This window comes from Marinobacter sp. EVN1 (assembly GCF_000475375.1).
GTDB classification, from domain to species: domain Bacteria; phylum Pseudomonadota; class Gammaproteobacteria; order Pseudomonadales; family Oleiphilaceae; genus Marinobacter; species Marinobacter nauticus.
Genome location: NZ_AXCB01000034.1, coordinates 33,974 through 49,547 on the forward strand (window position 1 = coordinate 33,974; position 15,574 = coordinate 49,547).

Sequence of the window (15,574 nt, forward strand, 5' to 3'; positions counted from 1 at the left end):
ATCCGGTTCGTTCTAGAACATAGAACACTTCTGGCCATAAATAAAGGAAGGATTAGCACGCTAACCAGCTGACCTATCAACAAAAAAGCCCGCACAGGCGGGCTTTTTTGCTGGTTCAGGGCGATTTTCAGGACTTCGCAGCCCGTGCTTTCGCCAGCATCTTGTCCGGGCGAAGCAGGAATCTCGCCAGGGCCGGCAGCAGCCAGATTGCCCCTACCATGTTCCACAGGAACATGAAGAACAGCAGGAAGCCCATGTCCGCCTGGAACTTGATCGGAGAGAATATCCAGGTCACAACACCAAGACCCAGAGTCACACCGGTAAAGATAACGGCCTTACCGGTGGAGCGCAGGGTCTCATAGTACGCCTCCTGCAGCGTCTTGCCCTCCAGCAGGAACTTTTCAAGTTTGCTGTAGATATAGATACCGTAGTCCACACCGATACCCACACCCAACGCAATCACCGGCAGCGTGGCCACCTTGATGCCTATACCGGACACCGCCATGATCGCCTCACACAGGATGGAGGTCAGGCCCAGCGGAATCACAATACAGGCCACAGCCCGGATGGAGCGGAAGGTCAGGAAGCAGAGCAAACTCACTACGCCATACACCAGCAGCAGCATCATGTCCTTGGCGTTCGAGATCACCTCGTTGGTCGCCGCTTCGATACCGGCGTTACCAGCTGCCAGCAGGAAGGTATGCTCGTCGTTGCTGTTGGCATCGGCGAACTGTTCGACCCGCTCGACTACCGTTTCCAGAGTTTCCGCCTTGTGATCTTCCAGGAACACCAGAACCGGCGTGAGGCTGCAGTTGGTATTAATCAAACCTGCCGGCGCGTCACGAATGGAGGCATTGATGATGGTCTGGTTGCGGGAAATCTCGTACCACTTCCAGTTACCCTCGTTCAGAGCCTTGGTAACCAGCTTGGAGACATCAGCCAGGGAGGCGGAGCTCTGCACACCCGGAGTGTTCTGCAGCTCCCACTGCAGACTGTCCATGGCCCGGAGTACGTTGTACTGGGTACATTGTTCTTCCGGGGTCTTCACCATCACCACAAGCACGTCTGCACTGGTGGAATAATTGTTGATGATGTAGGCGTTATCCTTGTTATAGCGGGAATCCGGGCGCAATTCGGGCGCACCCTGGTCCAGGTCACCCACTTTCAGGTCCTGCTTGTAGTACATGCCCAGCCCCAGGCCGATCACCGCGATCAGCAGGGAAATCGGCGCAACCCCCGGATGGGAGAAGTAGGACATGACCCGCCACTTGCGGTCCTGCTTTTCACCATGATTCTGAACATGCTGAACACCGCCTTTGGAGATGCCGATGTAAGACATGATCAGAACGTGCAGCACCAGGTTGGTAATGATGACGAACGCCACACCCAGACCGGCCGCCACAGCCAGATCACGAATAACGTCGATTTCGATAAACACCAGCGTGAGGAAGCCGACAGCGTCAGAAATCAACGCCAGCATGCCCGGAATATAAAGAGCCCGGAACGCCAGACGAGCTGAGGTGACGGCATCGAAACCCTTGGCCGACTCAACCGCCATGGCATTAACGATCTGAACCCCATGACTGATACCGATCGCGAACACCAGAAACGGCACCAGTACCGAGTATGGATCCAGGCCATAGCCCAGCAGCCGCAGGGCCCCCAACTGCCAGAACACGGCAATGATTGAGGTAAAGATCGGCACCAGGGTTCCGGCGATGCAGCGGGAATACCAGAACAGCAGCAGCGTGGTCAGCAGAATGGTAATGCCGGCAAACCAGGCAATGGAGCCGATACCTTCAATCAGGTCACCGACTTTCTTGGCGAAACCAACAATGTGAATATTGACGTTCGGATTCTGTGCTTCGTACTTCTCCCGGATCTTCTCTTCCAGCTCACGGGAGAATGCTGCGTAATCCAGAGCCTCACCAGTTTCCGGATTTTTCTCATACAGGGGAGCATACACAATCGTGGACTTGAAGTTGTCTGATATCAGACGGCCCACTTCGTTCGAACGCAATACGTTCTGGCGCAACTGCTCCAGGCTCTCCCGGGAGCCATCGTAGCCATCCGGAATAACCGTACCGCCCTGGAAGCCCTGCTCGGTAACCTCTACCCAGCGAACGTTCGATGTCCACAAGGTTTTCAGGCCGGAACGGTCCACCCCATTCAGATAGAACACCTCATCGGTGATCTGCTTGAGGGTTTCCATGTATTCGGCAGTAAAGATGTCGCCTTCTTCCACGGCAACCGCAATCCGGACAAAGTTACCCAGGTTGTCCAGGTCGTCCCGGTGATCCAGCATATTGACGATGTACGGATGTTCCAGCGGAATCATCCGCTCAAAACTGGCATCCGGCTGAATTTTGATGGCGTTGTAGCCAAGAAACAGCGTCAGCACAAAAAAGGCGACCAGGATCAGCGCCCGGTTGTTGAAAAGTAAACGCTCAAGGAACGGTTCCGCCTTGGGCGTTGTCAGGTAATGTTCACCCCTGTCATGCATCGGGTCAGACATTAAAAAACCCCTCTATCCATTAATCCGTTGATGCCACACCAGGGCGTTAATTCAGGTTCCGGCCGCGAGCGTCGGTAATCTCAACACCGCCTTCGCCGACCAGCAATAGATTGGTTCCCGGCAATGGAACCACACCCATGACACCTTCCCGGTCATTGCGGAAGTAGGGGCGGAAGCTTTCACCATTGTTGGTGCTCATCAGCACTGCGCCGCCATTTCCCACCAGGGTAATGCGTCCATCCTCGGCCACCGCCGCGTTATTCAGGGTGGCGCCGCCCTCATTGGGCACCATGGTCCAGCTACGGCCAAGATCGGTCGACAGCAGAGTGTTGCCCCGCAAGCCGAACGCCAGCACCTCGTTCACCCGTCCGGTTCCGGTGACGCCAAACAGGGAGCCATCGTATGGGCTTTCCCGCTTCTCCCAGGATTCGCCGCCGTCAACAGAAACGTGAATCTGACCAGCTTCACCGACCACCACCAGCGCACCACCCGCTACCTCGGCGATGCTGTTGTAGTGGAAGTTGGTTGGGTTATCGAGTTTCGGCGCCCAGTCTTCCCAGGTCTGCCCACCATCCTGGGTTCGCAGAATCATGCCATAGGCACCCACCACAAAACCGTGGTTCTCGTCTTCGAACCAGACATCAAGGAACGGGTTAACCGGCCCGATTTCCATATCTGCCTGGGTGTTTTCGAGGGCGAAGAACAGATCGTCAAGCGCCCACTCCAGGTCAGCCTTCTCTTCTTCCGGAGCCTGTTCAATGCGCTCTTCCAGCTCAGCAATCTGGTCTTCCTTGCTGGCAATCACCAGCTCGGCGGCCTGAATACCATCGAGCTGCAGCTCCCAGGTCTCCCCGGAATCGCTGGAATGCAGCACAACACCGCTGTGGCCAACCACCCAGCCATGCTGCTCGGTGCCAAAATCAACGGCGGTCAACGTGACCGCCACCGGCACCTCGGCCTGCGTCCACGACTGCCCCTGATCGTCGGAATAGATTACGTGCCCACGCTCACCCACTGACACGATTCGATCGCCTGCGCGGGTTGCGTCGGTCAGTAGTGACTGGGGAGCCAGTTCTGTTGGCCTCGCCGGTGTCTCGATAATATCCGCGAGTGCAAATGCCGCTGGAGCTGCCAGTGCCATAGAGAGGCCAAGGCAGGCAGTTCCCAGTGTCTCGCACATGAACCTTTTAGCCATTCAGATTGCCTTTACGTTGGTTAAATCCTGATGCGCCTGCTGCACGACTGGCAGCAGCCTTCGCAAACAAACCGGCAGCCCCCTGGGCCGCCGGTCGACATCCTGCTTGTGGCCTCAGGCGCCGGATCAAACCGGCGCCGAAGCCTCAGCGTACGCTTCGCCTGCGCAAAGAAGCTGGCGAGAAGTACCGTGTGTTTGGTACATCATTGGTAAATACACGGGTATTCGGCTCTTCGGTATCCAGACCCAACACGTGATATCGACGGGCCTGGAGATCGTGATACACATCAAGCACCGTCCAAACTCCCGGCAACTCGTAGTAGTTCTTGGGAATACCCATGGTCACACGCCAGAGATTGCCGCGACCGTCATACTGGTCGAGCAATACGGTGTTCCAGCTGTCTTCATCCACATAGAAGCGACGCTTACCATAGATGTGACGCTCACCTTCCTTGAGGGTCGCTTCGACCACGTGCACGCGGTGCAGCTCCCAGCGGGTCAGATCAGGATTGAGGTGGGACATACCCAGAATTTCAGAGTAAGGCGTTCCCTTCTCACCGATTCGGTAGTTGTTGTAGGGAATGTAGATTTCCCGAACACCTTCGTAATCCCAGTTATAGCGGTCCATGGCACCATTGAAGATATCGGTGTCATCAGCGGTACGCAGGTTATCAGAGGCCGCAATCGGTGAGTCGTAGCCCAGGTTCGGAGCACGGCGGACACGACGTTGACCAGCGTTATAGCCCCAGCCATTGCGCGGATTGATGATCTGGTTCAGGGTTTCGTGAATCAGAATGGCGCCACCGGCAAGACGGGGTGGCGACTGAGTGAACGACAGATAGTAGAAGATCACGTTGTCCAGATCTTCTTCACCACCCTCAGGGTTGTAGAAGTTGAAGAACGCTTCCTGCTGAGAGGTCACCAGGCTGTAGTCGCCGTTGGTCTGAACCGCCACCTCACTGGAGCGCCGGGTGACAGACACACCGCGCCAACGGGTCAGGTGGTTCCAGATTACCTGCCAGGCCTTTTCTTCGTTATTGCCGTGAAGAATCGGGAAAGGATAGCCACCAAAGGCACCCTCAATACCCTCTGCCTCACCCACAATCTCGGCATTCACCGCGTTCTTACGGGTGTTTTCAGCCACCCATTCGGGCACCGCGTGGGTGCGCCGGGACTGATACACGGGTATGCGGAAGGTGGTCGGGTAGGTTTCCAGCATCGCCCGGACGCCATCGGTCAGATACTCGCTGTACTGATCCATGTTGGAGGCTGTTATGGTAAACAGCACTTCGTCGTCGGGGAATGGATTGATATGGTGCTGCCCGCTGCCTTCGTAGCCAGCCGGCGGCTCCGTCAGGCCGCCATCCCACGCCGGAATGGTGCCGGCATCGTTACCGGCCTTGGGTGAACCGAACGGGGTGAGATCCTGGCCAAGGCGCGCTGCCTCGGATGAAGACACTGCCGCCTGAAGTGGCGAAGCAGCAAAGGACAGAGCCAGCAACCCGCCAAACAAAACGTTTTTGTTGTATCTCATTGTGCAACCTTAAATCCGTCTGGAAGCCTCTGTGGGCCTTTTTGTTATCGTCTGATGCAATCGCAGACTTTCTGACAGATTAGCCGATCCGGCAACATTGTCTATCGACCGAAAGTGCGATTTTGTATCCGGCTGTGACGACGGCTTTACAATCACAGCCAGACAAAGGGCCCCACGGCATCAGTCGCGGGGCCAGGCTCCGGCGTCAGTCTGCCAGGCTCTTGTGTACTACTTCATACACGTCTCGGGACAACTCGGCTTTATCGCGAATCCGCTCCAGTGCCGATTTCATCTGTTTGCTATACCCGGGAGCGAACTTCCGCCAACGGGTCAGCGGTGCCACCAGTCGCGCCGCAATCTGAGGATTGCTGTCATCCAGTCGGCATACCTGCTCGGCAAGGAATTCATACCCGCTGCCGTCAGGATTGTGGAATGCCGCCAGGTTCTGGGCCGCAAAGGCACCCACCACAGAGCGCACCTTGTTCGGATTCTTCCAGTCAAACGCCGGGTGGTCGAGCAACTGCCGTATCTGCGGCAGTTGACCTGCACGATCGCTGGAGGCCTGCACCGAGAACCACAGCTCCACCACTTGCGGGTCGTCACTGAATCGCTTGTAAAAGGCTTCCAGAGCCTGTGTACGATCTTCCGCGAAATCAGAATTCACCAACGCTCGCAGTGCGCCGAGCCGATCCGTCATGTTATCAGCGCCCCGGAACTGCTCTTTGGCCAGCGCCAGCGCTTCCTGATCACCAATATGCAGCAACCAGCCCAGCGCGGTGTTACGGAGACTGCGGCGGGCAATGGCCTCAGGCGTCAGCTGGTAATCGCCCTGCCCGGCGTTGCCCCGATAACAGGCCATGAGTTCATCCCGCAGGCCTTCAGCCAAATAACCAAGCACGTTTTCACGGGCCTGGTGAATGGCAGCAACATCAGCCTGCTCCGCCAGCTCAATGAGATAGGCCTCTGAAGGCAACTGCAGCATCTTTGCCATCAGAGCCTGATCCAGCTCGCTGTCCTGCAGCAACGACCGATAAGCATCCTCCAGGCGCGGCTCCACCCCGGCAGACTCCGGAGCCCCCACCAGAGACTGAATAACGTCCACGGCCAGGCGCTGACCTGCGTCCCAGCGGTTAAAACCGTCCGGATCATGGCTCATCAGGAACAGTAGTTGCTCCCGCGTCCAGGGGTAGTGCACCCGCACGGGGGCAGAAAAATCTCTCAGCAGAGAAGGTACCGGGCGCTCCGACAGGCCCTCAAACTCAAAGCAGTGTTCCTCCTGGCTCAGCTCCAGCACCCGCTCCAGAGGCGCTTCGCCACTCTCACCACTCAGCTTCAGGGGCAGAGGCTGCCCGTCGGCGCCCAGAAGGCCGAGCGCAAATGGAATATGCTGCGGCTTCTTGCCGGTCTGGCCTGGCGTGTCAGGAATACTCTGGCGCACGGTAAGCCGATAGATACCGCTCGACTCGTCGTACTCATCAGACACCGAAACCACCGGCGTGCCGGCTTGCTCATACCATAGCCGGAACTGGCCCAGGTCCCGCCCGGAGGCGTCTTCCATAGCGCGAACAAAATCATCGGTGGTGACCGCCTGCCCGTCATGGCGCTGGAAGTACAGATCGCTGCCCTTACGGAACATCTCGTCACCAAGGAGGTTGTGGATCATCCGAACCACTTCGGCACCCTTTTCGTAGATGGTCAGGGTATAGAAGTTGGAGATCTCCATGTAAGACGCCGGGCGCACCGGGTGGGCCATGGGGCCGGCATCCTCAGCAAACTGTGCTGTGCGCAGCAGGGTGGCATCCTCTATTCGTTTCACAGTCGGCGATCCCATATCGGCAGAGAACTGGGAATCCCGGAACACCGTAAAACCCTCTTTCAGGCTCAGCTGAAACCAGTCGCGGCAGGTTACCCGGTTGCCGGACCAGTTATGGAAGTATTCGTGGGCGACGATGGCCTCGATACGCTGGAAGGCGGCGTCCGTGGCAGTCTCCTGACTGGCCAGCACACAGGAAGAGTTGAAAATATTCAGCCCTTTGTTTTCCATGGCGCCCATGTTGAAGTCGTCCACCGCCACGATCATGAAGATATCCAGGTCGTACTCCCGCCCGTAGACATCTTCGTCCCAGCGCATGGAACGCTTGAGGGCATCCATCGCGAAATCACACTTCTTCGCGTTGCGGGGCTCGACATACATCCGCAGATCAATGTTGCGGCCGGAACAGGTGGTGAAGGTATCTTTTTTCTCCACCAGGTCTCCGGCTACCAGGGCAAAGAGGTAAGCCGGCTTGGGGAACGGGTCTTCCCAGGTGACAAAATGGCGACCGTTTTCCAGCTCGCCGTTATCCACCGGGTTACCATTGGAAAGCAGCACGGGATAGGCGCTTTTGTCTGCCTCGATACGGGTACGGAAGCGTGCCATGACATCCGGCCGGTCCGGATAGAAGGTAATGCAGCGAAACCCTTCCGCCTCGCACTGAGTGCAGAACATACCGGAGGACTTGTACAAACCTTCCAGCCGGGTGTTGTTCTGAGGTTCGATCCAGGTCACTACCTGCAGCTCGAATTTTTCCGGCACCGAGGGCACGACCAGCGCATCGCCACGGTCTTCGAACTCACCGGTGCGTAGAGGCGAGCCATTCAGGGCAACCGATTCCAGTTGCAGACTATCACCGTGCAGAAACAGAGGGGCAGCGCTCTCCCCGGAGTCCGGGTTGCGGCGCACAGTCAGGGTACTGTGCACACGGGCGCCGTCTTCAAATAATTCGAAACGCAGATCCACCTGATCAACCAGATACGCAGGAACCTTGTATTCACTCAGGTAAATGGTTTGTGGCTGGTTGGTTCGCATTCATACTCTCCAGAGAAAAGACATGGCGGATTCAGTCAAGAACCCGGAACCGGACTTCATAGCCGGTAAACTTGCGGATATTGATTACACCGGTGTCGAGCATCAGATACTGGCCTTTGATACCTTCCAGCAAGCCTTCCACTTCCGGCGTTTTGTCCAGATTATGGGTTTTCACCTTGGCCGGCCATACCTGAACCGGATAACCCAGCCCAAGTGTGGCTTCGTCCACACTTCGTATGCTGTCTTCACCATGCTGCGCCCGCAATTGCGCCAGGTCGTCTGCGATCAAGTCCAACAGGCGCTCACGCTCCTGCACCAGATCCAGCCCCGGCACATCACCCTTTAGCATGGCTCGCCAGTTGGTGCGGTCGGCCACGTGGTTCTTGCACGCCACTTCCACCAGACCAGACAGGTAACGGCTGGCGACCCGCAGCATCGGTATCGCCGTTACCGCCCCCTGATCAATCCAGCGGGTCGGTACCTGGGTGGCCCGTGTTATACCCACTTTCAAGCCGCTGGAATTGGCCAGATACACAACATGTTCAACCATGCAGTTGGCCTCGCCCCACTCCGGCTCCCGGCAGGTACCCAGGTGATAGTGGCATTTTTCCGGGCTCATGATACAGCTGTCGCAGGCGGCCAGCTTTCGGAAACACGGATAGCAGTAGCCCTGATTGAAACTCTTTTTGGTGGTGCGATCGCAATGAATACAGCGAATCACGCCATCAAAATTCAGCCGGACCTTATGACCAATAAGGTCATTCAGAGTAATGCGGTTGTCGCCGATGGCCAGGTTATAGGCCACCGGGTCGCCGGCCTCGGCCGGCATCTTACGAAGCCGGCCGGTTACGTCAATGGATTCGCTCAAACCTTGACCTCAACAAACTGATCAGGGTCCACATCGTTGTTGCCCTGGCGATCTTTGCGGAACTGCACAGACGGATCGCAAGCGGTACCGGCTTTCTCGCCACGGTCCAGGTATCCCACTCGCTGTTCTTCCGGCACGTTGTGCTTCTCTTCATAATAAATCACCGCTTCCAGGCTGATAGCGCGCTGCTCACGGGTCAGCGCGCGACCATCTGGCCATTTGCCAAGCTCAATGGCCCGTTTCAGGTTGCGGTAAACCGTCGGGTCCAGCCGCTCAATCAGTTCTTCGTATGTCATTCCCGCCTCCTGAACGTTTCTTCATATAAAAAAATGCCAAGACCGTTTGACAATTAAAAATGATAACGATTATCATTAATTCACCAAATGACAACGGTCGTATCATTTGGTCTCTCTCATCAGGAGCTAAAAGCTCTTTTAACAGCCTCACCTTTTGGTGGGGCTTTTTTTTGTTTCAGCGTCGGTATCGACGAGGAGGCATGATCGCCGCCATCGCCAATCCGGCCAGAAAGCCGCCCAGGTGTGCCTCATTGGCCATACGACCCACGCCAATCATCTCCGGCACTGGCGTAAAGCCAATGATCATCCACATCAGCGCAAAGGTCACGAGTGCCGGCGGGAATTGGAAACGCGGCAGTCTTCGCTGGCTCAACCAGCAATAACCGAGAATGCCGTACACCACCCCAGAGAGCCCGCCGAACAGCGGGCCGGACACCAGATACTGTAGGAGATTGGACGCCAGACTGGTGACCAGAAACAGTCCTACCAGGCGTGCCCGGCCGTCCATCCATTCGATCTGACTGCCCAGAAACCAGAGCATCACCGAGTTGAAGATGATATGGGTCCAGCTGAAATGCAGGAAATCCGGCGTCAGCAGCCTCCAGACCTGGCCTCCCGAAAGGGTCATAGAGAGCGCTTCCAGGCGCCCGGCCAGTGTGCTGAAGGTATCCCAGCTGAACGGCCGGGGGTCGACAATCATCATAGCGGCGGCAAAATTGCTCTGCCCCATGCCGGTCAGCCATACCATCACCACGGCAACCACGATGACGCCAATGACAAAAGGAGCATGGCGGGGCGCCGGCTGCCAGCGGCCGCCGGGAGTGATCGGGGAAGACGACGGACTATCCAAAACTACCTCTCTGGTGTTAGCGGGCGACACTATCTTCGCTGGTCGGGTAATCGGGCTGCTCCGGCCGGTCAACATCAACCCAGACAAATTTGTCCGAAGAGAGCACTTTTTCCCCATCAAACTGATAGGCCACCAATTTGCCATACTTCACGGCGCTGAAATCAATACACGCCACATTGTGCTTGAGCGGAGCGGGGGCACCCTCCATCCAGTAATGCCCGACAAACACCGGCGGCGCGTCCAGTGGATAGGTAATCAGCTGCTTGCGCTCCTCCTCGCGCAAAGTCCTGCTGGCCACCTCCGGCGGCAGCGGGTCCGGCTGGAACACCACATCTGCATAGGTTTGCGGGTCGTCTGCCCAGAACTTGGTACGGAAGAACTGCCGGACGTAGCCATCCCGGCCCGTAATGGACATCCCTTCCGGCAGGCGCAGGTCAGTTCCGCGCAACAGGGTATCCATCACCTGCCCGGCAAAGGATTCGATGGCCGCCGAGGCGTGCAGGAAATCCTCGTCGATACAGGCGCCGCCCTGGCTCTGGCGGAACTGATCAATCAGGGTCTGATCCCAGCAGGCATGCACCACGCGGAAGCCATCCTCATCAATGAACAGCGGAATGCTATAAAACCACTCCAGAAACTCGTTCCATTCATGTGGATACGCATCAAACTGCTCAAGGGTTTCCTTGATCAGCCGATCGTGGCGGGCATTGTGTTCCCTCAGAAATTTCTTGCCGCTGCCTGGCCGTGCCCGGGTGCAGTAACCCAGTGCGTTGTACTCGTGGTTGCCCATGACAATTCGGGCAAAGCCGTGCTCCACCATGTCACGCACCAGATGCAACGCTTCCCGTATTCTCGGCCCACGATCAATAATATCGCCGATAAAAATGGCCTGTCGGCTGGGGTGCTGGTATATGCCGTTCCGCTTCCGATACCCCATCTGCTCCAGCAATCGCTCCAGGGTATGGGCGCAGCCGTGGATGTCACCAATAACGTCGTAGCCGCGATGTGCGGTTGTCTTGATTGCCGCCATGATCAACTCGCTGCTATTTCGCTTGCCCAGCCCAGCTTGTCCCGGCAGGTCGCGTAAAAATTGTGATCGGTGGGATGAATCAGACGGATCTTGAATGGTTTTTTGGTGATTCTGATGATATCCCCCGGGGCACAGGCAATGTTCATCTGACCATCGAAGCTGACCTGTGGATAGGTCTCATTGGTTTCCCCGATCACCAGTTTGATCTCGCTTTTACCATCCACCACGATCGGCCGACTGCTCAGGGTGTGGGGGAACATGGGCACCAGCACCACCGCATCCAGCTTCGGATGCATGATCGGGCCACCAGCCGACAGGGAGTAGGCTGTAGAGCCGGTCGGCGTCGCCACAATCAAACCATCTGAACGCTGGCTGTAGACGAAATGACCGTCGATAAACAGATCAAAGCCAATCATGCGCGTGGATTTGCCCGGATGCAGAACCACATCGTTGAGTGCCGAGCCATACCCCAATGGCTGGCCATTGCGCTCAACGTGACCATCCAGCAAAAACCGGGATTCTTCGATGTAATCGCCCTCAAGAACCCGGGCCAGGCGCTCTTCAAGATCTGACGGCGAGATATCGGTCAGAAATCCCAGTCGACCGCGGTTCACGCCAAGAATCGGAATCTTGGACTTGGCCAACTCCCTGGCGGCGCCCAGCAGGCTACCATCACCCCCGACCACGATCACCAGATCACAGATCTCACCCAGGAGCTTCTTGCTGGCCACCTGCAGACCATGACCAGGAATCATGGTGGAAGTGTCTTCCTCGATGATCACATGGTAATTGTTGGCGGTAAGGTACTGCTTGAGCTGCCGTAAAGACTCCACCACCTTGACGCTGCCCATGCGCCCGACGATGCCGATATTCCTGAACTGGTCCATGAAGTGTCCCGTGGTCTCTGAATGAAACAGGAAACAGTTTAACGAAACTCGGGCAGATTCTGAAAAAAGATACCGATCAGGCCTTGTGCTGGTCGCAGCGGTCGTCCTGTCCGGGCTCAAATTCGGCAGGCTGGGTCACGCGCATGATGGGCTCGCCACAGGCTTTGCCTTCGTCATCAACATGTTTGCATACGGGGTGTTCGTAATGGGCAAGCCATTCCCGATAGGCAGGCTCATTCATACCACAGCGCTCTGCGGCATAGGCCAGCGGGTTTCCGAAGTAAGTGTCGATGTCTTCGTAGGGCAAAGTAATATGCCCGACACCAGGGTGATAGGCCACCAGGAATACCGCCTGGGTGCGCAGCTGCTCCAGCAGGGAATCTTCCGGAGGCTGGCGATGGCGGAGTTCATGGTTCTCCTGCTCCAGAGCCACGATTTTGTCGTCCCGCAATTCCAGCTCCCGCTGTTTGCGCTCCAACTGTTCCCGCAACAACACCGTCTCGGCATTGGCGTTGGCATCTTCCCTGCCTTGCCCGGCACTGCCCTCCGCCATTTTCTCCTGCATGCTCAGGTATTGCTCATTGCGCTGGGACAGGCGTTTTTTCAATTGCTCGTTGGTCAGTTTCAGGCGTTCGTGTCGCTGCTCCAGGTCCGCCAGCTCACTGCGCAGCCCCTGCATTTCATTGCGATGCTCACGCTGAAGGTCAGCCAGTGAATCCCGATGGACGCTCTGGAGCGTCTTGATTCTGAGCCGTTGCTCGCGGAGGACCTGAGCCAGACGCGCGCGGTCACGGCTACCATCGTCACTATTCGATTGCGGGGTCGGGGCCGTGAGTACCGGGATATTCTCTTCTTCGGGCTCGATCTTCTGAAAACGGAGAGTATTGGCGTCAACCGCCTTGCGAATGGCCTGAAAATGGTTGTTTCCGGGGGTCATGTCCGGGTCCCAGAGTTCATTGGCAAACTCCGGATCCGGACACTGACTACGACACACCAGCCTGATAGGGCCGCCCCCCATGTTGGGGCCTTTGGCGCCCTGCTCTGCCAGAGCTTCAATGGGGACATTCCAGTGGCTGTCTGCGCGCCCCTCCTCATCAAACCAGATGCGGAAGAACACCAGAGAACGCACATTCAGATCGGAGCTGAGATTGACGAGAACCGCCCGGACATCAGTTTCGGCCAGGTCTGACAGACCGACATAGCCATCCAGGAAAGCGCCAAATTCCGACAGCCTCATCTGCCGGGCAACCTGGCTACCGTCCATAAAAAATACCGCCGAATAACCTTCAGCGGCCTGGCTGGCATTTACCATCAACCTTCTCCGTGCCCCGGGAATCTCAGTTCCGGACGCTCGCCAGCGCCCTTTGGTTCCAATTCAAACACTTTCCGACATAGTCTAGCCAGACAAGTGCCGAAGCACAGAGAAAAACTGCAACGATTTGTGATCAAATCTCCGCAGCGAGCCGGCTACCCTGGTTAATGGCCCGCTTGGCATCCAGCTCTGCCGCCACATCGGCGCCACCAATCAGGTGTACCGGAATGCCCGCTGCCTCAACACCGGCCTGCAGCTCGCGAAGCGGCTCCTGACCAGCACATACAATGATGGTATCCACCGGCAGGATCTTGTCCTCACCCTGCTCCGAGCCTTTCGGCGTAACCGTGATGTGCAGACCTTCATCGTCGATCTTGCGATAAGTCACCCCCGGCACCATCTGAACATGGCGATTCTTCAGCGAGGTTCTGTGAATCCAGCCCGTGGTCTTGCCCAGGTTCTTGCCCACTTTGGAGGCCTTACGCTGCAGCAGATAGACCTCGCGAGCCGGCGCCGGCACTTCCGCTGTAACGCCCTGTATACCGCCACGATGCTCTACCGACAGGTCCACGCCCCACTCCTTCATGAAGTGTTCGGTATTCAGCGAGGGAGAATCGCCCTTGTGGACAATAAACTCGGACACATCAAAACCGATACCACCGGCACCGATCACCGCCACTCGCTGGCCCACCGGCTTGCGCTCCAACAGGGCGTCGAGGTAACCGATAACGTTCGGGCGATCAATGCCCTCGATATCCGGAGTACGGGGTTCCACACCAGTAGCCAGAACCACTTCATCGAAACCACCCGCTTTGAGTTCCTCGGCGGAAACCCGGGTATTCAGACGTACCTCGACCCCGGTCTTGTCGAGCATTTTCCGGAAATAACGCAGGGTTTCGTAGAATTCCTCCTTGCCCGGAATACGCTTGGCCACGTTGAACTGGCCACCGACTTCGCTGCCGGCATCAAACAGGGTCACCTTGTGACCACGCTCCGCGGCCACGGTGGCAAACGCCAGGCCCGCAGGGCCGGCACCGACTACCGCGATGGACTTGGGCTGCGCCGTTTTAACGTAAGCCAGCTCGGTTTCATGGCAGGCCCGCGGGTTGACCAGGCAGGAGGTCAGCTTGCCGCTGAAGGTATGGTCCAGGCAAGCCTGGTTACAGCCGATGCAGGTATTGATCTCGTCGGCACGATCCTGCTCCGCCTTCAGCACCAGCTCAGCATCGGCCAGGAACGGCCGGGCCATGGAGACCATGTCGGCATCGCCGTCCGCCAGGACTTTCTCGGCGACATCCGGCATGTTAATCCGGTTGGTGGTCACCAGGGGAATGCTGACCTCGCCCTTCAGGCGCGCTGTTACTTTGGTAAATGCAGCCCGGGGCACCGAAGTGGCAATGGTCGGAACACGGGCTTCGTGCCAACCGATACCGGTGTTGATAATGGTGGCTCCGGCTTTCTCGATTTCCTTGGCCAGGTGAACCACTTCTTCCCAGGTGCTGCCGTCTTCAATCAGGTCCAGCATGGACAACCGGTAGACAATAATAAAGTTCTCACCCACCCGCTCACGCACCCGGCGCACAATCTCCAGCGGCAGACGGATACGGTTCTCGTAGCTGCCGCCCCACTGGTCGGTGCGGTGGTTGGTGTGAGCGACGATAAACTGGTTGATGAAGTAACCTTCAGACCCCATGATCTCGACGCCGTCATAGCCGGCCCGCTGCGCGAGAGCGGCGCAATTCACGTAATCGTCGATCTGCTTCTGGATACCAGCTTCGTCCAGCTCCCTGGGTTTGAAAGGGTTGATAGGCGCTTGAATAGCAGAGGGCGCCACCAGCTCCGGAGAGTAGGCGTAGCGGCCAGCATGCAGAATCTGCATACAGATCTTGCCACCTTCGTCGTGAACCGCCTTGGTGATGACCTTGTGCTTGTCGGACTCTTCCTCGGTATTCATCTTGGCCGCATGCTGAAATACCGCACCTTCCGTATTCGGGCCTATACCACCAGTCACGATAAGACCAACGCCGCCACGGGCGCGCTCAGCGTAGAAAGCAGCCAGGCGCTCAAAACCGTTTTTCACTTCCTCAAGGCCGGTGTGCATGGACCCCATCAGGGTACGGTTGCGTAACGTGGTAAAGCCCAGATCAAGAGGCTTCAGAAGATTCGGGTATTTGCTCTCGCCGGAAGCAGTGGTCATGAAATTCTCCTCATCTGATCAGGTATCGGGACATCCGCCCAT

General features: G+C 57.2%; 11 protein-coding genes. All 11 read right to left on the reverse strand.

Features of this window, described 5'->3' with window-relative positions:
* Positions 1-127 precede the first annotated feature (127 nt).
* The 11 genes from Q674_RS34120 to Q674_RS34170 all read right to left on the reverse strand — a co-directional run bounded on the left by Q674_RS34120 (position 128) and on the right by Q674_RS34170 (position 15,532).
* Positions 128-2,515 carry an efflux RND transporter permease subunit gene (locus Q674_RS34120; protein ID WP_023009313.1) on the reverse strand — a complete coding sequence of 796 codons (2,388 nt, stop codon included), beginning with the start codon at positions 2,513-2,515 and terminating at the stop codon, positions 128-130.
* Between the two features lie 46 nt (positions 2,516-2,561).
* The gene (locus Q674_RS34125) at positions 2,562-3,710 is read right to left on the reverse strand and encodes a WD40/YVTN/BNR-like repeat-containing protein (RefSeq protein ID WP_011785538.1); all 1,149 of its coding nucleotides are present in this window, start codon (positions 3,708-3,710) and stop codon (positions 2,562-2,564) included.
* Between the two features lie 145 nt (positions 3,711-3,855).
* Complete coding sequence (locus Q674_RS34130) at positions 3,856-5,244, reverse strand: DUF1329 domain-containing protein (RefSeq protein WP_011785539.1); 1,389 nt, start codon at positions 5,242-5,244, stop codon at positions 3,856-3,858.
* A 205-nt stretch (positions 5,245-5,449) separates the two neighbouring features.
* Positions 5,450-8,092 carry an aminopeptidase N gene (pepN, locus tag Q674_RS34135; RefSeq protein WP_023009314.1) on the reverse strand — a complete coding sequence of 881 codons (2,643 nt, stop codon included), beginning with the start codon at positions 8,090-8,092 and terminating at the stop codon, positions 5,450-5,452.
* 31 nt (positions 8,093-8,123) lie between these two features.
* Positions 8,124-8,960 carry a DUF2797 domain-containing protein gene (locus tag Q674_RS34140; protein ID WP_023009315.1) on the reverse strand — a complete coding sequence of 279 codons (837 nt, stop codon included), beginning with the start codon at positions 8,958-8,960 and terminating at the stop codon, positions 8,124-8,126.
* Positions 8,957-9,256, reverse strand: coding sequence for a YeaC family protein (locus Q674_RS34145; RefSeq protein WP_011785542.1), 300 nt, complete (start codon positions 9,254-9,256; stop codon positions 8,957-8,959). The genes Q674_RS34140 and Q674_RS34145 overlap by 4 nt, the downstream gene beginning before the upstream one ends.
* Before the next feature lie 175 nt (positions 9,257-9,431).
* Complete coding sequence (locus Q674_RS34150; protein WP_023009316.1) at positions 9,432-10,106, reverse strand: rhomboid family intramembrane serine protease; 675 nt, start codon at positions 10,104-10,106, stop codon at positions 9,432-9,434.
* 16 nt (positions 10,107-10,122) lie between these two features.
* Entirely contained in the window at positions 10,123-11,136 is a 1,014-nt protein-coding gene (locus Q674_RS34155) for a metallophosphoesterase (protein ID WP_031210249.1), read from the reverse strand.
* Positions 11,137-11,138: 2 nt separating this feature from the next.
* Positions 11,139-12,023: an NAD(+) kinase gene (locus Q674_RS34160; RefSeq protein ID WP_011785545.1), complete on the reverse strand. Its 885-nt coding sequence runs from the start codon at positions 12,021-12,023 to the stop codon at positions 11,139-11,141.
* Between the two features lie 76 nt (positions 12,024-12,099).
* Positions 12,100-13,335 (reverse strand): DNA repair ATPase, encoded by a 1,236-nt coding sequence (locus Q674_RS34165; protein WP_023009318.1) that lies wholly within the window; start codon positions 13,333-13,335, stop codon positions 12,100-12,102.
* 133 nt (positions 13,336-13,468) lie between these two features.
* On the reverse strand, positions 13,469-15,532 hold the full coding sequence (locus Q674_RS34170; RefSeq protein ID WP_023009319.1) for an NADPH-dependent 2,4-dienoyl-CoA reductase: 2,064 nt from the start codon (positions 15,530-15,532) through the stop codon (positions 13,469-13,471).
* Between the last annotated feature and the right edge of the window lie 42 nt (positions 15,533-15,574).

What these genes read in the sequence shown, in the direction of transcription:
- pepN (WP_023009314.1), bottom strand. Translation starts at nt 8,092, where the DNA reads ATGCGAACCAACCAGCCACAAACCATTTACCTGAGTGAATACAAGGTT.
- Q674_RS34170 (WP_023009319.1), bottom strand. Translation starts at nt 15,532, where the DNA reads ATGACCACTGCTTCCGGCGAGAGCAAATACCCGAATCTTCTGAAGCCT.
- Q674_RS34125 (WP_011785538.1), bottom strand. Translation starts at nt 3,710, where the DNA reads ATGGCTAAAAGGTTCATGTGCGAGACACTGGGAACTGCCTGCCTTGGC.
- Q674_RS34145 (WP_011785542.1), bottom strand. Translation starts at nt 9,256, where the DNA reads ATGACATACGAAGAACTGATTGAGCGGCTGGACCCGACGGTTTACCGC.
- Q674_RS34165 (WP_023009318.1), bottom strand. Translation starts at nt 13,335, where the DNA reads ATGGTAAATGCCAGCCAGGCCGCTGAAGGTTATTCGGCGGTATTTTTT.
- Q674_RS34120 (WP_023009313.1), bottom strand. Translation starts at nt 2,515, where the DNA reads ATGTCTGACCCGATGCATGACAGGGGTGAACATTACCTGACAACGCCC.
- Q674_RS34130 (WP_011785539.1), bottom strand. Translation starts at nt 5,244, where the DNA reads ATGAGATACAACAAAAACGTTTTGTTTGGCGGGTTGCTGGCTCTGTCC.
- Q674_RS34155 (WP_031210249.1), bottom strand. Translation starts at nt 11,136, where the DNA reads ATGGCGGCAATCAAGACAACCGCACATCGCGGCTACGACGTTATTGGT.
- Q674_RS34160 (WP_011785545.1), bottom strand. Translation starts at nt 12,023, where the DNA reads ATGGACCAGTTCAGGAATATCGGCATCGTCGGGCGCATGGGCAGCGTC.